19 protein-coding genes and 1 tRNA gene are annotated in these 22,722 nt (G+C 72.8%); 7 read left to right on the top strand and 13 right to left on the bottom strand.

What is annotated here, in order from left to right; translation table 11 throughout:
• Positions 1–299: 299 nt before the first annotated feature.
• On the top strand, positions 300–1,919 hold the full coding sequence (locus IO36_RS11850; protein ID WP_037619121.1) for a M6 family metalloprotease domain-containing protein: 1,620 nt from the start codon (positions 300–302) through the stop codon (positions 1,917–1,919).
• A gap of 139 nt (positions 1,920–2,058) precedes the next feature.
• Here IO36_RS11850 and IO36_RS11845 read toward each other — a convergent pair.
• The 7 genes from IO36_RS11845 to IO36_RS11820 form a co-directional block, all read right to left on the bottom strand.
• Positions 2,059–2,132: transfer RNA gene (locus IO36_RS11845), tRNA-Lys, on the bottom strand.
• Positions 2,123–3,079: a hypothetical protein gene (locus IO36_RS49325; protein ID WP_425535521.1), complete on the bottom strand. Its 957-nt coding sequence runs from the start codon at positions 3,077–3,079 to the stop codon at positions 2,123–2,125. The genes IO36_RS11845 and IO36_RS49325 overlap by 10 nt, the downstream gene beginning before the upstream one ends.
• 147 nt (positions 3,080–3,226) lie before the next feature.
• Positions 3,227–3,604 (bottom strand): hypothetical protein, encoded by a 378-nt coding sequence (locus tag IO36_RS11840; protein ID WP_037619120.1) that lies wholly within the window; start codon positions 3,602–3,604, stop codon positions 3,227–3,229.
• A gap of 129 nt (positions 3,605–3,733) precedes the next feature.
• Positions 3,734–5,080 carry an AAA domain-containing protein gene (locus IO36_RS11835; protein WP_037619119.1) on the bottom strand — a complete coding sequence of 449 codons (1,347 nt, stop codon included), beginning with the start codon at positions 5,078–5,080 and terminating at the stop codon, positions 3,734–3,736.
• A complete protein-coding gene (locus tag IO36_RS11830; protein ID WP_037619118.1) occupies positions 5,077–6,669 on the bottom strand; it encodes a hypothetical protein in 1,593 nt (530 codons plus the stop codon). The genes IO36_RS11835 and IO36_RS11830 overlap by 4 nt, the downstream gene beginning before the upstream one ends.
• Positions 6,660–7,820: a hypothetical protein gene (locus IO36_RS11825; protein WP_037619117.1), complete on the bottom strand. Its 1,161-nt coding sequence runs from the start codon at positions 7,818–7,820 to the stop codon at positions 6,660–6,662. The genes IO36_RS11830 and IO36_RS11825 overlap by 10 nt, the downstream gene beginning before the upstream one ends.
• Positions 7,771–8,772, bottom strand: a complete 1,002-nt coding sequence (locus tag IO36_RS11820) for a phosphatase PAP2 family protein (protein ID WP_051900321.1) — start codon at positions 8,770–8,772, stop codon at positions 7,771–7,773. The genes IO36_RS11825 and IO36_RS11820 overlap by 50 nt, the downstream gene beginning before the upstream one ends.
• Positions 8,773–9,017: 245 nt before the next feature.
• Here IO36_RS11820 and IO36_RS11815 point away from each other — a divergent pair, with 245 nt between their 5' ends.
• Positions 9,018–9,614 (top strand): histidine phosphatase family protein, encoded by a 597-nt coding sequence (locus IO36_RS11815; protein ID WP_037619114.1) that lies wholly within the window; start codon positions 9,018–9,020, stop codon positions 9,612–9,614.
• A 10-nt stretch (positions 9,615–9,624) separates the two neighbouring features.
• Here IO36_RS11815 and IO36_RS11810 read toward each other — a convergent pair whose 3' ends face one another.
• Positions 9,625–11,184, bottom strand: a complete 1,560-nt coding sequence (locus IO36_RS11810; protein ID WP_037619112.1) for an NsdA family TPR-like regulatory protein — start codon at positions 11,182–11,184, stop codon at positions 9,625–9,627.
• Between the two features lie 300 nt (positions 11,185–11,484).
• Here IO36_RS11810 and IO36_RS11805 point away from each other — a divergent pair, with 300 nt between their 5' ends.
• Positions 11,485–11,922 carry a hypothetical protein gene (locus IO36_RS11805; RefSeq protein ID WP_037619467.1) on the top strand — a complete coding sequence of 146 codons (438 nt, stop codon included), beginning with the start codon at positions 11,485–11,487 and terminating at the stop codon, positions 11,920–11,922.
• Positions 11,923–11,987: 65 nt separating this feature from the next.
• Entirely contained in the window at positions 11,988–12,890 is a 903-nt protein-coding gene (locus IO36_RS11800; RefSeq protein ID WP_037619110.1) for a spermidine synthase, read from the top strand.
• A 103-nt stretch (positions 12,891–12,993) separates the two neighbouring features.
• Here IO36_RS11800 and IO36_RS11795 read toward each other — a convergent pair whose 3' ends face one another.
• Positions 12,994–13,530, bottom strand: coding sequence for a hypothetical protein (locus tag IO36_RS11795; protein ID WP_037619465.1), 537 nt, complete (start codon positions 13,528–13,530; stop codon positions 12,994–12,996).
• 157 nt (positions 13,531–13,687) lie between these two features.
• Here IO36_RS11795 and IO36_RS11790 point away from each other — a divergent pair, with 157 nt between their 5' ends.
• From IO36_RS11790 to IO36_RS11780, 3 genes are all read left to right on the top strand, one after another.
• On the top strand, positions 13,688–14,392 hold the full coding sequence (locus tag IO36_RS11790) for a response regulator transcription factor (protein WP_037619109.1): 705 nt from the start codon (positions 13,688–13,690) through the stop codon (positions 14,390–14,392).
• Entirely contained in the window at positions 14,389–15,759 is a 1,371-nt protein-coding gene (locus tag IO36_RS11785) for a HAMP domain-containing sensor histidine kinase (RefSeq protein ID WP_037619108.1), read from the top strand. Before IO36_RS11790 ends, IO36_RS11785 begins: the two co-directional genes overlap by 4 nt.
• 212 nt (positions 15,760–15,971) lie before the next feature.
• The gene (locus tag IO36_RS11780; protein ID WP_037619107.1) at positions 15,972–17,456 is read left to right on the top strand and encodes a glycoside hydrolase family 18 protein; all 1,485 of its coding nucleotides are present in this window, start codon (positions 15,972–15,974) and stop codon (positions 17,454–17,456) included.
• Between the two features lie 246 nt (positions 17,457–17,702).
• Here IO36_RS11780 and IO36_RS11775 read toward each other — a convergent pair whose 3' ends face one another.
• The 4 genes from IO36_RS11775 to IO36_RS11760 form a co-directional block, all read right to left on the bottom strand.
• Positions 17,703–19,133 carry a GH1 family beta-glucosidase gene (locus tag IO36_RS11775; RefSeq protein WP_037619105.1) on the bottom strand — a complete coding sequence of 477 codons (1,431 nt, stop codon included), beginning with the start codon at positions 19,131–19,133 and terminating at the stop codon, positions 17,703–17,705.
• A gap of 107 nt (positions 19,134–19,240) precedes the next feature.
• Positions 19,241–20,152, bottom strand: a complete 912-nt coding sequence (locus IO36_RS11770) for a carbohydrate ABC transporter permease (RefSeq protein WP_037619104.1) — start codon at positions 20,150–20,152, stop codon at positions 19,241–19,243.
• Positions 20,149–21,177, bottom strand: coding sequence for a carbohydrate ABC transporter permease (locus tag IO36_RS11765; RefSeq protein WP_037619103.1), 1,029 nt, complete (start codon positions 21,175–21,177; stop codon positions 20,149–20,151). The genes IO36_RS11770 and IO36_RS11765 overlap by 4 nt, the downstream gene beginning before the upstream one ends.
• Entirely contained in the window at positions 21,174–22,493 is a 1,320-nt protein-coding gene (locus IO36_RS11760) for an ABC transporter substrate-binding protein (protein ID WP_037619102.1), read from the bottom strand. Before IO36_RS11760 ends, IO36_RS11765 begins: the two co-directional genes overlap by 4 nt.
• Between the last annotated feature and the right edge of the window lie 229 nt (positions 22,494–22,722).

Raw genomic sequence — 22,722 nt, 5'->3', positions numbered from 1 at the left:
CGGTGACGGGCGGCCGCACAAGCCGTGTCGGTGCAGGAAAGTGTGCCGATCATAGAGGCTGCCTTCGAAACGGTGCAGCCACTGTCCAGTGTCCAGGAACAACCAGCTGTTCTGACAGATCGTTTCTGCCTGTTATCCGGACGGTTCCCCCGCGCGTCGACCGCAGGTGACGTTCCGTGCACGTCCGGGGGTGTCGGCCCCGCGGCCCCCTCACCCTTCCGGTGCAGACAAACAGGGCAAAGTAGTACAAATTAAATAAGGCTGGGTGCGGTGTCCCGAAACCGCATCCGGAGGTCGACGTGCCGCGTCCGCTCCCCCTGAGGGTCCTCGCACGCGGGGCCCTGCGCGGTCGCGTCCGCGACGGGGCCCGGTGGCGCAGCGCCGCGGCCCTGTTCACCTCGATGACGGCGCTCGCCGCGACCTCCCTGGGGCCGGGCCACGCCCTTGCCGAACCCCTCGCCTCCCCCTGCGCCCTGACGCGGACCGGGGCGCACCACTCGGAGGGCGTGGACACCTGGAACGCCTCCTACGAGCGCCCCACCCGCCCCCTCGACGCGGTCATGGTCTTCCTGTCCTTCCCCGACTCCGCCCCGCGCACCACGCCCTCCGAGCTGACCGGCGATTACTTCCCGGCCACCAGCCGTTTCTTCGAGCAGGCCTCCTACGGCAGGTTCACCGTCCGGCCGCATCCCCAGCGCGCCTGGATCCAGATGCCGCACCCCTCCACGTCGTACGCCATACAGCGCGACTGGAACGCCGGGGACCGCGCCGCCTATCTGCGAGACGCCCTCTCCGTGGCCGACCCGCGGGTCGACTTCTCGCGCTACGACGTCGTCTACTTCGTCGCGGACCCGGACGCGCCGGGCGTCGATTCGGACGCCACCAAGGTCGTCAACCTGGACACGCCGCTGCACGCGGACGGCAAGGACATCCGGCGCGTCGTCACCGTCTTCGAGAAGCACCCGCCGGACCGTCTCGTCCTCGCACACGAGACCGGCCACGTCTTCGACCTGCCCGACCTGTACCACCGTCCCACCGACGGCGAGGGCGACTGGGACACGTACGTGGGCGACTGGGACCTCATGGGCAGCCAGTTCGGGCTGTCTCCCGACCTCTTCGGCTGGCACAAGTGGCGGCTGGGATGGCTGGAACCGCACCAGGTGGCCTGCGTCCTCGGCACCGGAACCACCCGGCTGACGCTGGAACCGCTGGAGGCCGGGCCCGCCGGGGCCGGTGTCGGCGCGGCCGGGGCGGGCGCCGGGGGAGCGGCCGGGACCGGTGTGCTGGCGAGCCGTTCCGCCGCGTCGGCGGCCGACGGTACGGCCGGGGCGGGCCGGGCGAGCGGGGCGGGCGCACCGGGTGGGGCGGGTGCACCGGGTGGTGCGAAGAGGTCGGACAAGCCGAGCGGGGCGAGCGGGCGGAGCGGACCGGACGGGACGGCGGCCGGGGCGGGGGCGGCCTGGCAGGGGCCGCCGCTGCCGGCGAAGGCGCTCTCGGCCTCCGCGCCCGGCGCGGGCGCGCCGGCCACGTCCCCGGGCGCGCTGGGTGTGGCGGCCCCGCCCGGCTCGCAGGCCTTCGGCGTCGGCCGGGGCACCAAACTGGCGGTCGTCCCCACCGGCCCGGACAGCGCGATCGCCCTGGAGGCGCGCGGATCGGCGGGCAACGACGGCTCCACGTGCGAGCAGGGGATCCTCGTGTACCGGGTCCGCAGCCGTACCGAGTCGGGCAGCGGTCCCATCCAGGTCCTCGACGCCCACCCCCGTACGGAGGCCTGCTGGGAGGACTCGGTGTACCCGCCCCTCGCCGACGCGCCGGTGCGCCTCGGGGAGAGCTTCAAGGTGCCGGGCGCAGACGTCCGCGTCCAGGTGGAGGACAGGACGGCCTCCGGGGCCTGGACGGTGAGGATCACCACGGGCTGAGGGGGGAAGGGGGGCTGCCCGCGGACCCCCGGGGCGGCGGAAGCACCCCGGAAACACCCCATCCCGGGCGGCGGAAGTACCCGGAAACCACGAGAGCGGGATGTCCGCGTTTCCGCGAATCATCCCGCTCTCGTTGGCGTGCGCCGCCAGGGACTCGAACCCCGGACCCGCTGATTAAGAGTCAGCTGCTCTAACCAACTGAGCTAGCGGCGCCTGCTGACGTCGTAGACCTTAGCATCCTGATCGGCGCGAGGAAAAATCGATATCCGTACCGCCGCCGAGGCCGCGGCACGGGCCGCCCGTACGGCCGCCCAGAGCAGGATCTCGGGGCCCGGGAGCCAGGGCTGCCGCGTGTCGGGGGCGACCAGCCAGCGGGAATCGGGCCGGGCGCCGGCCGGTCCGACGGCTCCGGTACACGGCGGGGGCACGGTGATCGCGTCTCCCGTGCCGTGGCACAGCAGCGGCGGCATCTGCCGGCCCCGCCTCGCGTACCCGCCGGGCGGGGCGGCGTCGGAACCCGGGTGCGCGCCCCGGCCAGTACCCCCGGAACCCGTACGTTCCCCGGCCTCCGCGGCGGCATCGGACTCCGGCTTCATGCGGCGCTCAGCAGTGCCCCCGAGGGCGTCCGGGCTTCCCGGCGAGCCGCCCGCGCGTCCCGGCGCGGCGTCCGCGTGCCCCGGCGTGGCGTCGGCGTGTCCCGGTGAGGTGTTCAGGTGCTCCGGTGGGGCGTCTGCGCGTCCCCGTGAGGGATTCATGAGCCCGGGTGAGGCGTCCGCGCGTCCCGGCGCGTCGGTGCCCCATTCCTCCCACTCCATGAGCGAGGGCAGCCGCTGGGCGGTGCCGGGGGCGGCGAACAGCAGGATCCGTCCGCGGTGGGCCGCGACCGGCCCGGAGCCCGGCCCCTCGTCCCAGAGCCGGTCGAGCATCCGCCGCCCGAACAGGGCCGAGGTGCTGACCACGTCGAACGCGCTGCCGCAGAGCAGGATCACGGGGGCGTCCGGCCGCTCGCGCCAGAGGGCGAGCGTGCTGCGCGGATACGCCCCCGCCGAGGCGAGCCAGGCGGCGCCCTCGGCCGTGACACCCGAGACGTCCAGCCCCTCGGGCGACCGGACGCCGGTGCCGTACGGGCTGCTGATCGACGGGTTCCGTGTGCTGCTCATGCCGGATACGTCTACCGGCGGTGAGCGTCCCGCCCCGGAGGGTTGCCGGAAATCGGGACAGGCGGGGGTGAGGCGGAGTATCTTGCCCGACTGGCATATGCCGGCGAGCGGCCGGGGGAAGCCACGTCGGCGCCCGGCCGGGGCCGGTCAGAGCGCGTCGGTGACTCCGTGGCCGTGGCCGGTTCCCTCCGTGCCCCGCAGCAGACCCTGGCCGAACTCGACCATCTTCTTCGCGTAGTCCTCGGTCCACTCGGCCCGCTCCGCGATCGAGGCCGTGGTCAGCCGGTCGAAACGGCGCGGATCGGCGAGCTGCGCGGCGGCGATGGCCTGGAACTCGACGGCCCGGTCGGCGGCGGCGCGGAACGCCTGCGCCAGCTCGGTGGACCGGTCGAGCAGCGCGCGCGGATCGTCGATCGACTCCAGGTCGAAGAAATGCTCCGGATCCCCGGCGGCCTCCGCGGGCTCGAAGAGCAGGGGCGCGGGGCGTAGCCGCGGTTCGTTCCGACGCGGCGTGGGCTCCGCCATGTCTTCTCCTCCTCGTACGGTTCGGGGCCCCTCTCGGAAAAGGGCCACCGTCCATTGTCTCGCGTCCGCGCAAGTGGGCCCCGGGGGGCCGTGCGCCCCCGGGGATCCGCGCTCCTCCCGGAGCCGGGTTCAGGGCCGCCAGGCCACCCGGTGCTCCGCCAGATGCGACAGCACCGCGTGATTGGCCTCCCAGCCGTCGGGGAACTTCACGGTCACTCCCAGCTGCACGGGCTCGGTCGACGGGTGGTCGTCCAGCAACTCCGTGATTCCTTCCCGGCAGATCACGATGCACGCGTGCCGGTGCCGGGAAGCGAGTACGCACAGACGTCCGGTCTCCAGGTGGAAGGCCGTCGCGTCCGGCCGCCCGGACAGCGGGTGCAGGACGACCGTCACGTCGAACTCCCGTCCCTGGAGCCGGTTCGCCGTGTCCACGGTGACGTCCGTGACGCCGAGACCGGCCAGCGCCGCCCGTACGGCGGCGGCCTGGTCGCGGTGCGCCGTGCCCACCGCGATCCGCTCCGCCGTCAGCGGCACCGGGTCCGGCGCCCGCTCCGACGTGGCCGCCCCGCCCCGGTCGAGCAGCCGGCGCACCACGGCGGCCACCGCGTGGACCGCCTCCGGGTCGGTGCGCGGAGTGTTCCGGGCCGGCAACTCCAGCAGCCCCCAACCGGACGCGGCCGCCTCGTCGATGACCCGGTCGGTGCCCGAACCGTCCGACGGGACACCGAAGTCCAGCCGCCGGTCCCCGTGACCGGTGCCGCTGCGGAACGGCGTGTACGGGTAGAACGCCCCCGAGACCAGCGGGGCGGCCGACGCGGGCAGCCGCCAGGACACCGGCAGCCGGTGCTGCGGCAGATGCGGGTTGTGCGCGAGCAGCGTGCTCACCGCGGACGCGGACGGATCGTAGGACAGGCCCGCCCACTGCTCCGAGCCGACGATCGCGAACGGGTCCAACTGCCCCGGGTCGCCCACGAACAGCGCCCGCTCGAAGAGCCCGGCGACGGCGAGGAGCGCGTCCGAGCGCATCTGGTACGCCTCGTCGACGATCGCGTGCCGCCACGGCTCGACACCCTTGACGTGGGCCCACTTCGCCGCCGTCGACACGACGACGTCCAGGCCCGCGAGGTCGGCCGCCTTGGCGGACTTGCGGACCTGGTCCAGGCCGTCGAGCGCCTTGTCGTACGGGTCCGAGTCGCTGCTGTGCAGCCGCCCCACGGGCAGGTCGGGGGCCTTCTCCGCGAGCCGCAGCACCAGGTCGTCGACCTGCGCGTTGGTCTGCGCGATGACCATCAACGGGCGCCCGGCGGATGCCAGTTCGAGGGCGGCTCGGACCACGAGGGTCGACTTGCCGGCGCCCGGCGGGGAGTCGACCACGACACCGCGGTCGGTGCCGTGCAGGGTGTCGTGCAGGATCGCGTCGGTGGCGCGGGCGGCCTCGGCGCCCGGGTCGAAGACGGCGGTCGCGACGGCGGTCAAAGGACGTCCTCCTCGGTCACCGGGTCCGGCAGCGGCGGCGCACCGGGCTCACCCGGCGGCCCTCCGTGCGTCCACGGCGTCTCCTCCGGGTCGGGCAGCTTGGCGCCGCCGCGCTGCTCGTGCTCGAAGGCGGTGAAGCAGACGAGGTCCCCCTTCTCCGGCAGGGAACCGGCCTCCGGCTCCTTGCCGCGCCCCATCTTGTCCACGATCCGCAGCACCAGGGCGCCCTCGTCGTCGAGCCCGACGAACTCCGCGGACTGTGGCTTCCCGCCGAGCGAGCGGTACACCTTGGCCCGCTCCGCGAGGTGCGGGCGGTCCTCCGTGCGCACGGTCACCAGCGGACGGGGACTCGGCCGCTTCCCCTCGCTGTAGGCCATCACCACCTCGGTGACCTCGCCCGCGAACGCCTCTCCGGCGAGCCGCCGGCCCGCCATGACCAGCGGGTCGTCGAGTGCCTCCTGCGCCTCCAGCCTGGCCTGTTCCCGCTCGCGGGTGGCCAGCTTGTTCGCGGCGGTGACCGCGTCGTCACGGCGCGGCTGCGGCGGCTCGCCCGCCACCACCCGGTCGCGGTGCCCGGTGAACGACCAGCGGTCGCGGGTCCACCGGTCGGCGGTGTGCGCCCCCTCCGGCAGCGCCCGCAGCAGGTCGAGCCCGTGCCAGACGGCGTCCCAGGTGGGCCGGGTGACGCTCGCTACGAGATCGCGGATCTCCCGCTCCGCCGCGGTCAGTTCACCGAGCCGGTCGTCCGCCTGCACACCGTCCTCGGCGGCGGCCAGCGCCGTACGCGCACGGTCGTAGCGTTCGATCGCGGGGGCCAGCAGCTGGTTGTCGAAGGCGGGGTCGGTGGCCGGTCCCGCGGGCGGGCAGACGAGCTGGCCGCGCGCGTCCCGCTGGAGCTCGGCCCGCACCGCGGCCTCGGCGCCCGCCTCGCCCTCGGGCGGATCGAGCCAGGCGAGCAGCGCGCCGAGGTGCTGGTCCTCCAGGCTGCTCTGCCCGGTGGCCCAGTGCCGCGCCAGCACGTCGGTCAGGGCGAGGAGCAGGGCGGAGCCCGGCACCCGGGCGCGCTCCCCGAAGTGGGTCAGCCAGCGCCCGAACAACGGCACCCGGGGCGGCGCCGGATGCGGTGCCTCGGGGTCCTGCTCGGCGGTGCGCCGAAAGCGGGTGGAGCGGCCGAGGAGACGGACGAAGTCGATGCCGGCCCGGCCCGGCACGATCAGCTGCGGGGCGTCCGCGCACAGCTCGACCTCGACCTTGACGCGCTTGCCGGTCTCCGGGTCGGTCTCGCTGCGCTCGGCCGGCTCGACCACGTCCGCGAACGAGTCGATGTAGGGCAGGACGACGTCCGCCAGTTCGGCGAGGAAGGCGAACCGCAGGTCGCGGTCGCGCGGCTGCGGCACGACCAGCAGCCGGGGCGCGTTCCGGTCGGTGCCGACGAGCGCGCCGAGCGGGGCCCCGGCCTCGCCCGCGGTGGTCAGCGGCACGAACACGAGCGGCCGTTCGCCGAGATGGCGGTGGAGCACGGTGGCGGCGGGCTGAGCCCGGCCGCTCTCGACGGCCTCCAGCCGGGCGAGGGCGGTGATCAGCGACATGCGCCCGCCTCCCGGCCGTCCGGGGCACCGGCCGTCGCGGGCGTGCCGCGCAGCGCCTCCGTCCGCAGCAGGGCCGCTCTTCTGAGGGCCGCGACGGCGGGGTCCGCGGGGTCGCCGGCCGTCCCGCGGGCCGCGGCCAGGACGTCCGGCACGGTCGTCAGGGAGCCGAGCTCGGCGCGCAGCGAGCGGCCGAGCGAGGTGACCGCGCCCCGCTCGCGCGAGCGGGCCCGGCAGTGGAAGGCCAGTTCGCAGGCGGACAGACACTCGGGGGCGTACGTCGCCGGGACCGACTCGACGGCCGTCATCAGCTCGTCGGCGGGAAGGTCGGGGGAGAAGCAGATGCCCTCGGGCAGGGCGGCGGCGATGTCCTCGACCCGGGTGAGGCGGGCGAGCTGGCGGCGGGTGACCGCGCGCTGCTTGCGTACGTCGACGGCCGAGGCGGCGGGGAGGTTGGAGAAGTCCTTCGGGCAGACCAGCAGGATCCGGTGGTGGACCTCGGGAGCGGGGTCGAGGCGGGCGGCGACCTCCTCCAGGGCCAGGACGTACACCGCGGACTGCCGGGCGGCGGCGCCCACCTTGGCCGGGTCGGCCGAACCGTCGAGCATCGGGAACGACTTGATCTCGACGACCGTCCAGCCGCCGTCGGGGTGCACGACCACGGCGTCCGGCTCCAGGAACGCGGGGGATCCCGCGACGTCCAGGGCGAGCATGGGGTGGTCGAGCAGGGTCCAGACGCCGGCCCCGGTGGCCTCGCGCAGCGCCAGTTCCGTACGGGCCGTGCGCCCCTCGGGGCCGATCGCGGACAGGTCGGGCGCGGTACCGGAGCCGGGCGGCTCGGCGCGGGGGTCCAGCCGCTCGTGCACCAGCCGCAGCAGCTCGGCGCCCCCGTCGGCCTTGACCCGCGCCTCGAACGCGTTGCCCCGCATGAAGGCGAACTGCGACATCCCGAACGCCGACGGCGCGCCGAGCGCTCCGGCCAGCTTCGCCTTGTCGACGCCCACGCCGTCCAGCAGGGCCCGCCGGTCGCACCCGGGATTGGCGGCCAGCGCCGCGAGGGCGCGCGCGTCCAGTGCCTTGGGTGCGGTGTCCGGACCGCGCAGCTCAGCGAGCTGCTGTCGCAGCGCTGTCCCCGGCGTCCGTGGGGGCGGCACCCGGCTCGGCTCCCGGCCCGGGTCGGGACTCGCGCTGTCGGGGAATTCGTTCACCCGTGGAAGTCTGGCACCCCGCACTGACAATCGCGGAACCCTCGTCCCGCGAGGCACCCCGGACCCACGGGACACGGACCGCGAGAAGCGTCCGCAGCCGGTCCGCGACCCGGAGCACGAGCGGGGTCAGCAGCAGGCCGGCCCCCATCACCACGACACCCGCGGCGGCGTCCAGGAAGTAGTGGTTGGCCGTTCCCATCACGACGATCGTGGTGAACAGCGGATAGACGACGGCGGCGACCCTGGCCGCGGGCGTCCGGCCGTGGCGCCAGAGCATCACCCCGCACCACAGCGCCCAGCCCACGTGCAGGCTCGGCATCGCCGCGTACTGGTTGGTCATCCCGCCCATGCCGCGCGGGGCGCTCGCCTCGCCGCCCCACCAGCCGTAGGCGCTGTACTGGGCCATCGTGTCGACGAAGCCGTGCTCGGGCGACAGCAGCCGGGGCGGGCAGGTCGGCAGCAGGGTGAAGCCGATCAGGCCGATGAAGGTGGAGGTCCACAGCCAGGTGCGGGCGGCGCGGTAGAGCACCTTCCGGGAGCGGAAGAGCCATATGAGGATCGCCGGCGTCACCACGTAGTGCAGGGAGGCGTACCAGAAGTCGGCGGGTATGCCGAGCCAGGCCTCCCGGGTGAACAGCCGGTTCAGCGGGTGCTCGGCGTTGAGGCGGAGGGCCTTCTCGACCCGCAGGATCGCCAGGCCGTGGTCCACGGCGCCGCTCGTGTCGCCCTTGGCCAGGAGCCGGCCCGCCGTGTACGCGCCGTACACGAGCAGGATCAGCGGGACCTCGGTCCACCAGCGCAGCCGGACCCCCGGTGCGGCCGCCGGGCGCGGTCCGGCCGACCGGCCCGACCGGGCGCGCGGTGCCGCTTCGGTACGCGCTGCATCGGTCCCCGGCATCCGATCGCCCTCCCCCATCTGCTCGTGCCCGTCTGCTCGTGGTGACCAGGCGGTTCGTGGCCACCCCGGGATTTTACGGGGCGGCCGAACGCCCCGGAGGGGCGCCCCGGATCTCAAAGACGCGGAGATCGCCCCCCGGGTTGCCCGGAGCGGGGGTGAGCGATGATGGAGTGACCCACTCCTCAGTCGTCCACGGGTGAGCCGACGCGCTCGTCCGGGCCGCCGTCCCGGAAAGGTTCCTCGTCATGGCACCGCGCATCCTGCTGGCCCGGCACGGACAGACCGCCTGGTCGCTGTCCGGAAAGCACACCGGCAGGACCGACATCCCGCTCCTCGAGGAGGGGCGGCGCGGCGCCAAGCTGCTGGGCGAGCGGCTGCACCGGCCTCCGTTCGACGCCCTGCCCGGTCTCGAGGTGCGCACCAGCCCGCTCTCGAGGGCGAGCGACACGTGCGAACTCGCCGGTTTCGGGGAGCGGGCGAGCGCCTGGGACGCGCTCCTGGAGTGGGACTACGGCGCCTACGAGGGCATGACCCCGGCCGAGATCCAGGACATCCGCCCCGGCTGGTTCATCTGGCGCGACGGGGTTCCCGACGGGGAGACCCTGGAGCAGGTCGCCGCGCGCGCGGACGAGGTCGTCGCGTGGGCCCGCTCCGAGGACCGTGACGTCCTGGTGTTCGCCCACGGGCACATCCTGCGTTCCATAGGCGCCCGCTGGCTGGGTCTCCCGCTGGACTTCGCGGCCCGCATCCGGCTCAACCCGACCTCCTTGTCGGTGCTGGGCTGGGCCTACGGGGAGCCGGCGGTCGAGGTGTGGAACGACTGCGGGCACCTGAGCGTCTGACCGGCGGTTCTCACGCCGTGCGCGGCAGGCCCGCGTGGCGGTCGAGGAACGCCGAGACGCCCGAGGCCCTGCGGTGCGGGAGGAGCACCCGGGCCGTTCCCGCCAGCATGGTCTGGATGCGGGAGGACTGGACCTCGTTCAGCAGGTCCAGGACGCGCTGGCCGGCGACGGCGGCCTCGTCCGGGCGTCCGCCGCGGGCCAGGTCGTCGGCGAGCTCCGCGGTGTAGAGGGCGATGTTGCGGGTGAAGTGCGGGTCCTGAAGATGCGCGGCGCGGCGCGCGTGGCGGGCCGCCCGGGGCCAGTCGCCCAGCATCGACCAGCACTGCGCCTCGAGACCCTCCAGCTCGGCCTCTCCGTAGAAGGTCATCCACTCCGGGTCGGTCTCCGAGGGGCCTCGGCCGTAGAGGGCCTGCGCGCGGGCCATCGCCTGCTCGCAGCCGCGGCGGTCGGCGAGTCCGGCCCAGCCGCCCGCCTCGCGCAGCGCGAGCAGGGAGAGCAGCCGGGGCGAGCCGAGGGGCCGGGCGGCGCGCTGGGCCGCCTGGGCCGCGCGGACGGCCTCGCGCGGGCGTCCCGCGTCGCGGGCGAGGAAGGCCGTGTTGCAGAAGGCGTGTGCCTCCAGGCCCGCGTCGCCCGCCATCCGCGCGGTCGCGAGGGCCTCCGCGTAGTGCGAGCGCGCGTCGTCGAAGCGCCCGGAGTCGTGGGCCAGCCAGCCCACCGAGATGGCCAGTTCGCCGGCGCCGGAGTAGAGCCGGTCGGCGGTGGTCTGCCGGGTCGTGCCCGCGTCGAGGAGCGCGTACGCGGTGCGCAGCGGTGCCGCCGCGCGGCGGTAGAGCCCGTCGGCCCCGTGTCTGTCGTCGAGCAGCCTGATCCTGCGGACGGCCTCTTCGAGGGCGCCCGCCTCGGACGTCCCCGCCCGGTGGACGCGTCGTTCGCCGGCCGCGGCGGTGCCGCCGAGGGCGAAGGGGCCGAGCGAGGCCGCCACGGTGGCGGTGCCTCCGGTCATGAATGCGCGACGCTGCACGTCGCTCTCCTCGTGGTTCTGATCGCGTTTCTCGTACGGGTCGTACGGATCGCACACCGGGTGCGGGTCGTACGGATCGTGCGGGCTGTGCGGATCGTGCGGGCTGTCCGTGTGGTGCGCGGTGCGCGGTCCGTACGGGGCCGGGACGTGGAGCGGACCCGGTGACTCATACGTCTCGTGCGCCCCGTCCGTCTCACAAGAGGCGTGCGGAGGGATCGTGAAGGGTGTGGGCTGTGGCTCGCCCGGGTCGCGCGCCCCGCGTCCGCGTACCCATGAGCGGGGGGTGAAACCGAGGTCGGTCAGCGTGCGGCCGGGAAACATGTGCAGGAACACCCGCTCGTACGCGTAGTTGGGACAGCGGATCTCGCCCGCCTCGACGCGCCCGATGTAGCGCGCGTCGCAGCTGACCCGCTCGCCGATCTCGCGCGCGGCCCGCCGCACCAGCGCGGCGAACTCGCCCGGGGAGCGCTGTCCGCGCAACCGCCGGAAGGCGAGATTCGGCCGTGCAGGCCGGGGGGACGGGGACGAGGTCACCGATGACGACGCCATGGCCGGGCCCTCTCTTGCGAACCGTCGAACCACGCCGGACAGGAGACCGAGTTGACCGGGTTGTACCCGGTAGGTGCCCTGCTTCCGGCGGTGCACGAACGTACCTGGTGTGACAACGCCGCCACGCTGGGTTTGGCTACAAACCGGATATCTCATCCACGATCTGCCATGAACTGCCATCCTTTGTGGCGGAGTTTCGCCGTAGCCGTTGACGTCCCGGAGCGTTGAACCGGATGGACCGGGAGCCGCCCGAACTCCCGACCCACTCGTTGTTGAGGAGGGGTTCCGTTGGAGGCCGGGATGCAGATCGCGCAGAGCACCGAGTTCCGTACGCCGCCGTCGACCGGACGGCACGGGCCGTCCCCGGATCACGGCGTCCCGCTGCCGGCCGCCGAGTGCGACCTGGTGACCGTCCCCGCCCGCCAGGGTCTGGAGGCGGTCGACATCCTGCGCCGCGGCGCGGCCGACCACGTGGGGCCCGTCCTGCACGACGGCGGCGGCGACACCCTTGGCTTCCTGGTGCCGCCGGGCACCGCCGACGCCTGGGACGTGCCCGGAAGCACCTGTACGCAGACCGACGGCCGGGGACTGCGGGCGACCGCCCCCGAGCCTCCGGTCGAGGGCTCGGACTGGCTTCTCCCGCCCGGGGACGCCGATCTCGCGACCGATCCGGCGGTTCTGCGGGCCGCGCTGGGCGAGGCCGCCCGGCTGATCGAGGCGGCGGACGGCTGCCGGTGAGCGGTCCGGGCACCCGGGTCACCCGCCGCTGAGCCGACCCGCCCGCGCGCCCCGATAATGGCCAGATGGCACGGGCGAGGAATCAGCGGGCGGACGAGGGCCGCGACACCGGACGGGGCGGACGGCGCGGGCAGGCCGCCGAGGCGGTCGTGGAGGCCGTCGACGGAGGACTCGCCGAGCTGCTGCCCGACCGCGACCGGGCGCGCGCCTGGACGCTGCTCATCGACGGCGCCCCGCAGTCCCACGTCGACCTCGACGACCCGGCGTACCTGAGCTTCGAGTACCAGCGCCGGCTCGGCCACGTGATCGACCTGCTGGCCCCGCCCGGCAAGCCCGTGCAGGTGGTCCACCTCGGCGGCGGCGCCCTCAGCCTGGCCCGCTACACGGCCGCCACCCGCCCCCGCTCCACCCAGCAGGTCGTCGAACGCGACGCAGCCCTCGTCCAACTGGTGCGCCGCGAGCTGCCGCTGGACCCGAACGCCCGGATCAGGGTGCGGTCCGTGGACGCCAGGGAGGGGCTCGCCAAGGTGCCCGACGGCTGGGCGGACCTGGTCATCGCCGACGTCTTCAGCGGGGCGCGCACCCCGGCCCATCTGACGTCCGCCGAGTTCGTCGCGGAGGTCCGCCGGACGGTGAAGGACTCCGGGGTCTACGCCGCGAACCTCGCCGACGGGCCCCCGCTCGCCCATCTCCGCGGCCAGATCGCCACGGTGGCCTCCGTCTTCCCCGAACTCGCCCTGGTCGCCGACCCGACCGTGCTGCGGGGCAAACGTTTCGGCAATGCCGTCCTCGTCGCGTCCGGCCGGCCGCTTCCCATCGCCGAGCTGACCCGCCGCGCCGCCTCCGACCCGCATCCCGCCCGGGTCGAACACGGCAGGGGACTCCTGGACTTCACGGGCGGCGCGGTCCCGGTCACGGACGCCGTGGCGGTCGCCTCACCGGCACCACCACCGTCCGTGTTCCGCTAGGGCGGCTCGGGCGATCCGGTCGTCTGCCGCCGGGCGCAAGGGAGTTGCCCGGCAGGCCCTCGGGGTGTCCGCGAAGTCGCGCCCGCCCGGCCCGGCGCCGGACTCAGTACGTCCCGATGTCCACGTGCGGCGGCCCGTCGTGCCAGTCGCAGAACACCGACACCCGGTCGGCGCCCGAGCTGAACTCCACGCGGATCCACGTCTCGGTCTTCCACACCTGCATCGACCAGCCGGTGTTCGGCGTCGCCGACACCAGCGTCCCGTACGTGGCGGTGATGTCGAAGACCACCCGGCCGCCGTCGGAGTCGTAGCTCTTGACCTGCCCGGTCGCGGAGGCGGAGGCGGCGGGGGGCGACGGCGACGGACTGCCGCTCGCCGCAGCTGACTTGGAGGGCGTCGCGCTCGGCTTCGGACGCGCGGACGGTGTGACCGGGGCGCTCCTGGACGGCTCGGCCCGCCGTGTCGAGGACGCCAGCGGCAGCGTCTCCTTGGCCGTCGCGCCCGCCACCGTGAGGGGCAGTGCCCGGGGCGGGTCGTAGGCCGTGCCCGTCATGACGGTGTGGACACCCCACCACGACAGCGTGACCGCCGCGCCCGTGGCGAGCGACCACGCGAGTACGTGTACGAGTCCTCTGCGCATCGCGGCCATACTGCACCACGAGCACCACGGGTGTCTCCCGGCCCTGCCAAGATCCGGAATGTCCCCCGCCGAGTGGGCCGGGATTGTCCACAACTGCCTGATGAGCGTTGTCCACAGGCGCCGGACGGCCACGCCCGGATGGCGTACGGTGCCGCCCATGGCAAGTGTGCTCGTTGTCGAGGACGACCAGTTCGTACGCTCGGCGCTCATCCGGCATCTGACCGAGGCCGCGCACATCGTGCGCAGTGTCGGCACCGCGCTGGAGGCGCTGCGCGAGGTCGCCCACTTCCCCTTCGACGTCGTGATCCTCGACCTCGGACTGCCCGACCTGGACGGGTCCGAGGCCCTGAAGATGCTGCGCGGGATCACCGACGTCCCGGTCATCATCGCCACCGCGAGGGACGACGAGACGGAGATCGTCCGGCTGCTGAACGCCGGCGCGGACGACTATCTGACGAAGCCGTTCTCGGTCGAGCACCTGTCCGCGCGCATGGCCGCGGTGCTGCGCCGCTCACGCACCACCGTGGGCGAGGCCCCCGTGCCGACGGTCATCCGGGTCGGCGGGCTCGCCATCGACCCGCTGCGCCGCCAGGCCGAACTCGACGGCGTCCGACTCGACCTCACCCGGCGCGAGTTCGACCTGCTCGCGTTCCTCGCCGGACGCCCCGGGGTCGTCGTGCCCCGCAGGGAACTGCTCGCCGAGGTGTGGCAGCAGTCCTACGGCGACGACCAGACCATAGACGTCCATCTCTCCTGGCTGCGCCGCAAACTGGGGGAGACGGCGGCCCGGCCGCGCTATCTGCACACCCTGCGGGGCGTCGGCGTGAAGCTGGAACCCCCGAGAGCGGAGCGGCCGCTGTGAGGTGGGCACTGGTCAAGGTGTGCGTGGCGGTGACCACGATGGTGGTCGTCGCCTTCGCGGTCCCGCTCGGTCTGGTGATCAAGGAGATGGCGCGCGACCGGGCGTTCTCGAACGCCGAGCGGCAGGCCGCCGCCATCGCGCCCGCACTCTCCATCACCACCGACCGGGACGAGCTGGAGCGCGTCGTCGCGTCCGCGGGCGCGGACGCGCAGATGGCCGTGCACATCCCCGCGGGCGACGGCAAACCCTCGGTCGAGATCGGCCGGAGGCGCGCGGTCGCCAAGGACATCGCCATGACCCGGCGGCTGGGCCGTGCCTCCACCGCGGAGGTGCCCGGCGGCTCGGCGCTGCTCCAGCCCGTCGCGCTCAGCTCCGGGATCGCGGTCATCGAGGTGTACGTGCCCGAGGCCGAGGTCAGCAACGGCGTCGGCACGGCCTGGGCGGTCCTCGCGGCGGTCGGCGTCGCCCTCGTCATCGGCTCCGTCGCGGTCGCCGACCGGCTGGGCGTGCGGATGGTGCAGCCCGCGCAGCGCCTCGCCGAGAGCGCGCACGAACTGGGCGAGGGCAAGCTGGGCTCCCGGGTGCCCGAGGAGGGGCCGACCGAACTGCGGCAGGCCGCCGTCGCCTTCAACTCCATGGCCGACCAGGTCGTCCAGCTCCTCGCCAACGAGCGGGAGCTCGCCGCCGACCTCTCGCACCGGCTGCGCACCCCGCTGACCGTGCTCCGTCTCAACGCCGCCTCGCTCGGCGACGGGCCGGCCGCCGACCAGACCCGGGCCGCCGTGGAGCAGTTGGAGCGCGAGGTCGACACGATCATCAGGACCGCCCGGGAGGCCAAGCCGCAAACCGCGGCGTTGGGCGCAGGCGCCGGCTGCGACGCGTCCGAGGTCGTGCGCGAGCGCATGGACTTCTGGTCGGCGCTCGCCGAGGACGAGGGCCGCAAGGTGCGGGTGGCCGGTGTGGACCGGCCGTGCCGCATACCCGTGGCCCGCGCCGACCTCGCCGCCGCGCTCGACGCCCTCCTCGGCAACGTCTTCCGGCACACCCCGGAGGGCACGGCCTTCGCGGTCGACGTGCACAACGCCGAGGACGCCGTGATCGTCCTGGTGTCGGACGCGGGCGCCGGGATCGCGGACCCCGAGGCGGCGATGGCGCGCGGCCGGGGTTCGGGCAACGACGGATCCACGGGCCTCGGCCTCGACATCGTGCGCCGGCTCGCGGAGGCGACGGGCGGCGACGTCCGGATCGGCTCGTCCGTGCTGGGCGGGACCGAGGTGCGCATCTGGATCCAGCTGGACGGCAGGGCCCCGGTCCGCAGCGGCCACCGCGGCAGCGTACGGCGCCGCCGGCGTGCGGCCGTGCGCTGAGCAGGTACCTCGCGAGTCCCCGACGCCCGCCAAAACGCCCACATTGGTCTCGACCTTTAACGGCTCCCGATGCCTTCCTTAAGCGGACCCTAAGATCCTCAACCGGCGTCCGGATCAACCGGTTTGACCGATTCCGGATCGCTAGCGTGATGCCCGCACCCCTGGGACGACCCCAGTGAACCCCCCCGTGATTCCGCGAAGGCAGGCACGCGATGAGCAGCACGCACCGGCGCAAGGTCAGTGGCAGGAACAAGGCGATAGGCGCCGTCGTCGCGGCGGCCGTGGCCGGTGGTGGCGCCCTCCTGTTCACCGGTATCGCGAACGCGTCGAGTGTCGGCGCCGCGTACACCCGGACCAGCGAGTGGTCCACGGGGTACACCGCGCAGTACGTCGTCTCCAACGACACGGCCCAGCGCAAGCCCGACTGGAAGCTGGAGTTCGACCTGCCCGCCGGCTCCAAGCTCAGCTCGCTGTGGGACGCGACGTCCTCGGTCAGCGGCCAGCACGTCACGGTGACGCCCCCGTCCTGGGACAAGGACGGCCTGGCGGCCGGCGAGTCCGTCACCGTCGGCTTCGTCGTGAACGGCACCGCGAACCCGACGGGCTGCGTCATCGACGGCACCAAGTGTTCGGTGGACGGGGCGACCCCCGAGCCGAGCGGCCGTCCGACGGGGACCGCGACCCCCACGGCCGCGCCCACCCCGACCGCGACCGCGACGCAGAGCGCCACCCCGAAGCCGACCGCCACCGCGACCGCCACGGCCACCCCGTCGCCCACGCAGACCTCGGGCAGCGGCACCACGACGAGCGCGGGCTTCGCGCCCTACGTCGACACCTCCCTCTTCCCGGCCTTCGACCTGCTCAAGGCGGCCGACGCCACCGGCGTGAAGAACTACAACCTCGCCTTCGTCACCGACGGCGGCGGCTGCACCCCGAAGTGGGGCGGCGTCAGCGACCTCGCCACCGACGCGGTCGCGGCGCAGATCGGCGCGCTGCGCGCCAAGGGCGGCGACGTCCGGGTCTCCTTCGGCGGTGCCTCCGGTACGGAGCTGGCCACGTCCTGCTCCTCCGCCGACGCGCTGGCCGCGGCGTACGGCAAGGCCGTCGACGCCTACAAGCTCACGAAGGTCGACTTCGACGTCGAGGGCGGCGCGCTGCCGAACACGGCCGCCAACACCAAGCGGTCCCAGGCCATCGCCAAGCTCCAGAAGCAGCACCCGGGCCTGGACGTCTCCTTCACCCTGCCGGTCCTGCCCCAGGGGCTCACCCAGGACGGCGTGAACCTGCTCGCCGACGCCAAGTCCAACGGCGTGAAGATCGACACCGTGAACATCATGGCGATGGACTACGGCCCGGCGTTCAGCGGCGACATGGGTGACCTCGCCCAGCAGGCCGCCACCGCCACGCAGGCGCAGATCAAGAGCGTCCTCGGCCTGTCCGACAGCGCCGCCTGGAAGACCGTCGCGATCACCCCGATGATCGGCGTCAACGACGTGTCCTCGGAGATCTTCAAGGTCGACGACGCCTCGCAGCTGGTCTCCTTCGCGCAGTCCAAGGGCATCGGCTGGCTGTCGATGTGGTCCGGCGCCCGTGACAAGCAGTGCCCCGGCGGCGCCAAGAGCACGGCGGACGCCACCTGCAGCTCCATCGTCCAGAGCGACGGCGCCTTCTCCAAGGCCTTCGCCGCTCTCAAGTAGCCATCGCGAAACGGGGGTCGCGCACGCCCCGGCCGGTCTTCTCCACCAGCCACCCCCCACCCGGCCGGGGCGTCGTGACGAAGCACGAAGGGCCTGGGCCCCGTCCGGTGACTCGGACGGGGCCCAGGCCCTTTCTCCCTCGCGCCGCGCGCCTGTCGGGGCGGCGCGTACGGGCCGGGGCGCGGCACCCCCCTCGGGTGTCGCGCCCCGTGTCCTCGGTCCCCCGTGACCGGGGGATGCGTCCGCCTACTCGGCGGGCGTCACCGGCGCCAGCGTGCCCGTGCGGGCCGCCTGGCTGTACCAGTGGGCGCTCGACTTCGGCGTGCGGGTCAGCGTCGCGTAGTCGACGTAGACCGCGCCGAAGCGCTTCTCGTAGCCGTAGGCCCACTCGAAGTTGTCCAGCAGGGACCACAGGAAGTAGCCACGGACGTCGGCGCCGTCGGCGATCGCGCGGTGCACGGCGGACAGGTGGCCGTGCAGGTAGGCGACGCGCTCGGGGTCGTGGACGCGGCCGTCCGGGTCCGGCTTGTCGTCGTAGGCCGCGCCGTTCTCCGTGATGTACAGCGGCAGGCCCGGGGCCTCCCGGGTGTAGCGCATGATCAGGTCGTGCAGCCCCTGCGGCTCGATCGTCCAGCCCATCTCCGTGCGCTCGCCCGGAGTTTGGTGGAACATCACGTCGTCCGCGCCCGGCCAGGGGGAGTGCGCGCTGGAGCCGTGCCCGTCCGCGCGCGGACCCTCGGTCGCGGCAGCGGCGGCCGAGACGAGCGTCGGCGTGTAGTAGTTGAGGCCGAGGGCGTCCAGCGGCTGGTGGATCAGCGCGAGGTCGCCGTCCTGGACGTAGGACCAGTCGGTGATCGACCGGGTCGCCGTGAACAGCGACTGCGGGTAGGCGCCGTGCAGCATCGGGCCGTGGAAGACGCCGTTGGCCAGGTCGTCGATGCGCTGGACCGCGGCCAGGTCCGCCGGGTCCTGCGTGAGCGGCCGGATCGGGCAGGAGTTGAGGCTCACCGCGACCGAGTTGCGGGACGGCATCACGGAACGCAGCGCCGAGGTGCCGAGCCCGTGCGCGAGGTTCAGGTGGTGGGCGGCGCGCAGGGCCGCCGCCGGGTCGGTGCGGCCGGGGGCGTGCACCCCGGAGCCGTAGCCCAGGAAGGCGCTGCACCAGGGCTCGTTCAGGGTGATCCACTGCTCGACGCGGTCGCCCAGCGCCTCGCCCACGATCTGCGCGTACTCGGCGAAGCGCAGCGCGGTCTCGCGCTCGGGCCAGCCGCCCGCGTCCTCCAGCTCCTGCGGCAGGTCCCAGTGGTAGAGGGTGACGGCCGGCTTGATGCCCTTCGACAGGAGCTCGTCGACCAGGCGGCGGTAGAAGTCCAGGCCGCGCTGGACGGCGGGACCCCGGCCGGTGGGCTGCACCCGCGACCAGGAGACGGAGAAGCGGTACGCGCCGAGGCCCAGGTCCGCCATCAGGGCCACGTCGTCGCGGTAGCGGTGGTAGTGGTCGACAGCGATGTCACCGTGCTCGCCGCCGGCCGTCTTGCCCGGTGTATGGCTGAAGGTGTCCCAGATCGACGGCGTTCGGCCGTCCTCGCGGACCGCGCCCTCGATCTGGTAGGCGGAGGTCGCCGCACCCCAGAGGAAGGCCGGAGGGAAAGTCACGGGTGTTGCGGACTCAGGCATGGAAGCGCTCCCAAGGGGGTCGTGAAGACCGACGTGTTGGAGGTGGGGAAGGGAAGGGCGGACGTGAGGGGCCGAGGCTCCGGTGACCCGGCCCCTGGACGGGCGGGTCAGCCCTTGATCGCGCCCTGCATGATTCCGCCCACGATCTGCTTGCCGAACAGGAGGAAGGCGATGAGCAGCGGCAGGGTGCCGAGCAGCGCGCCCGCCATGATGACGGCCTGGTCGGGGATGTAGCCGGTGCCCAGCGCGTTGAGGGCGACCTGCACCGTCGGCTCCTGCTGGTTCAGGGCGATGATGGGCCACAGGAAGTCGTTCCAGGCCATGACGAACGTCAGCAGACCGAGCACCGCCATCGCCGGGCGGGCCGCCGGGAAGACGACGTGCCACACGACGCGCAGACTGTTCGCGCCGTCCACCCGTGCCGCCTCGATCAGCTCGGAGGGCAGGGCCTGCAGCAGGTACTGCCGCATGAAGAACGTGCCGAAAGCGCTCACGAGGGTCGGCAGGATGACCGTCTGGAGCTGGTTGGACCAGCCCAGGTTGCTCATCCACAGGTACAGCGGGACGACGGCCAGCTGCGGCGGGATCATCATCGTGCCGATGGTCAGCAGCAGCAGGAGTCCGGAGAACCTGAACTTCAGCTTGGCGAAGGCGAACCCGGCGAGCGTGGAGAACACGACGGTGCCGAGGGTGATGGTCCCGGCCACGATCGTGGAGTTGATCATCGCGGTGCCGAGCCCGGCCTGGTCCCAGGCGGACTCGAGGTTCGAGAACAGGTTCCCGCCGAACCACAGCGGCGGCGGCGACTGCGCGAGCCGGGTGTTGTTGCGCGAGGCCGCGATGGCCGTCCAGACCAGCGGCGCGAGCGAGACCAGGGCGAACACGGTCAGGACGATGTACGTCACCGGCCCCGCGTGGAGCTGCTTGCCCGCGCCGAGCACCCGGCGGCGCCCCGTGCCCCTGGTGTCCCCGGTCCCCTTCGTCTCCGCCTGGGGGGCGGTCAGTTCAGTCGTGGTCATTGGGACTTCCTCAGCCGTCGCGTGATCAGCAGGTTGACCGCGGCGATGATCAGCAGGATCAGGAACATCGTCCATGCGATCGCCGACGCCTTGCCGAGGTTGCCGATGCCCCAGCCCTGGTCGTACATGTAGAGGCCGAGCGTCTGGTACTGGTGGGCGGAGCCGCCCTTGGAGCCGCTGACGCCGCCGAACAGGAGCGGTTCACCGAAGAGCTGGGTGGCACCGATCGTGGACACGACCACGGTGAACAGGATCGTCGGCCGCAGCATGGGGATCGTCACGTGGCGGAACTGCTGCCAGCGGCCGGCGCCGTCCAGCGCGGCCGACTCGTACAGGTCCGTGGGAATGGCCTGCATCGCCGCGAGGTAGATCAGCGCGTTGTAGCCGGTCCAGCGCCAGATCACGATCGAGGAGACGGCGAACTGGGAACCCCAGTCCGACTCGCGCCAGTTGATCGGGTGGACCCCCACGAAGTGCAGCAGCCAGTTGACCATTCCGCCGTCCCACGAGTACAGCAGCGTGAAGACGAGCGTCGCGGCCGCCACCGAGGTGGCGTACGGGGTGAGCATCACGACCCGCCACACGGTCGAGCCGCGCAGCCGGTAGTTGAGCAGATGGGCGATCCCGAGGGCCATGAGCAGCTGCGGCACCGTGGAGATGACGCCGATGGAGAAGGTGTTCTCCAGGGCGTTCCAGAAGAACTCCGAGGACAGCAGATTCTTGTAGTTGTCCAGACCGGCCCAGGTCTGGTGGTCAAGGCCGGACAGCTGCACATTGTGCAGCGAGTACCAGGCGGTGTAGAGCAGCGGTACGAGGCCGAAGGCCCCGAAGATGATGAAGAAGGGGGCGATGAATGCGTACGGCGACGCCTTCATGTCCCAGCGGTACAGCCGGCTGCGCCAGGAACCCGGGTGCTGCGGCGGCGTACCGCGACCCTGAGCGCCCCGGGCCGCGCCCGGCTGAGAGCCGGGCGCGGCGTCGGCGCTCGTCGCGGGTTGCGCGAGAGCCTGCTTGGAGCTGGTCACTGGCCGAGCACGTCCTTGATCTCAGCCTTTGCCGCGTTCCAGCCCTGGTCGGGGGTCTTGCCCTTCTGCTCGACCTGGAGGATGCCGACGTCGGTGATCGCGGTGCCGATCGGCTGGTCCTTGGTGCCGAAGTACTGGACCGGGATGGTCTTCGCCGAGTCGCCGAAGATCTGGGTGATCGGCGCGTTGGAGAAGTACTCCGTGGTGGCGGCGGCCGGCGTCAGGCTGGAGTACGCCCCCGGGGTCGAGGGGAAGCTCGCCTGCTTGGCGAAGACCTTCGCCTGCTGCTCGGGCGCGGTCAGCCACTTCGCGAGGGCGACGGCCTCCTTCTGGTGCTTGCCCGCGGTCGGCACACCGATGAACGAACCGCCCCAGTTGGCCGCGGTCGGCGCGGCGGCGACGTCCCACTTGCCCTTGCCCGCGTCACCGGACTTCTCCTGGATGTAGCCCATCATCCAGGCGGGACAGGCCACGGTCGCGAACGAGCCCTTGGCGAAGCCCTGGTCCCACGTCGGGTCGAACTGCTTCAGCTTCGCCGACATGTTGCTGGTCGCCACGGTCATGGCGGCGTTCCAGGACTTCTTCACACCGGTGGACTTGTCCCAGATGACGTTGCCGTCCTTGTCGTAGTACCGCTGGCTCTCGCCGCCGAGGGCGGCGTTGTAGACCGAGGAGGCGGAGTCCACGAACTTGGTGCCGCTGGGCGCCTTCTTCATGTACGTCTTGCCGAGGTCGACGTACTTGGCCCAGTCGCCCTTCCACTGCGCGGCGAGCTTGGTGCGGTCGGTCTCCAGACCGGCCTTCGCGAAGAGGTCCTTGCGGTAGCAGATCGCCATCGGGCCGATGTCGGTGCCGAGCGCGATCGTCTTGCCGTCCTTGGTGGTGGCCTGGGAGAGCTTCCAGCCCAGCCACTGCGACTTGTCGACCTCCTTGCCGAGGTCGACGAACTTGTCGGCCTGGGTCTGGACGGCCTCGGTGATGTTGCCGACCTCGATCGCCTGGATGTCGTCGGTGCCGGAGCCGGCCTGCAGACGCGTGAGCGTCTTGGGCCAGTAGACGTCGGTACGAGTGGTGACGTTCTCCTTGATCGAGATGTTGGGGTGAAGCTTCATGTACTCGTCGTAGAGACCGGCCTGCTTGTAGCCGAAGACACCGAACGTGCCGATGGTCAGCTGCGTCTTGCCGCTGCCTCCGCCGTCGGAGTCGGACTTGCCGTCGTTCGAGTCCTTCGAGCAGCCGGCCAGCAGCCCTGCGGTCATCGCTGCGACGGCCGCTATGGCCGCCAGTCTGCGGGACCGGCGGGTACTCGTACGCATTGCGTCCTCCTGTTGCCTGACGTGCCGACCCCCCGGCCAACTGCATTGGTGGCGCCCGTTGTTTCTCGCTGCGGCTCGGGCGGGGAACGTGCGGGTTGTGTATGTGTCAGGTACTGTGGGAGCGCTCCCACCAGTGATGTGTTGAAGAGTCGCTGGTTCGGGCGGGGGTGTCAAGGGCGGGGGAGCGGAGAGATGCGTTCAGTTATCGGCCTGTTAGCTGAAGATGTCA

The sequence above is a fragment of the Streptomyces aureus genome, from assembly GCF_000725495.1.
GTDB classification, from domain to species: Bacteria; Actinomycetota; Actinomycetes; order Streptomycetales; family Streptomycetaceae; genus Streptomyces; species Streptomyces aureus_B.
The sequence above is the reverse complement of the archived record's forward strand: the minus strand, read 5'-3'. Positions and strand labels throughout refer to the sequence as shown.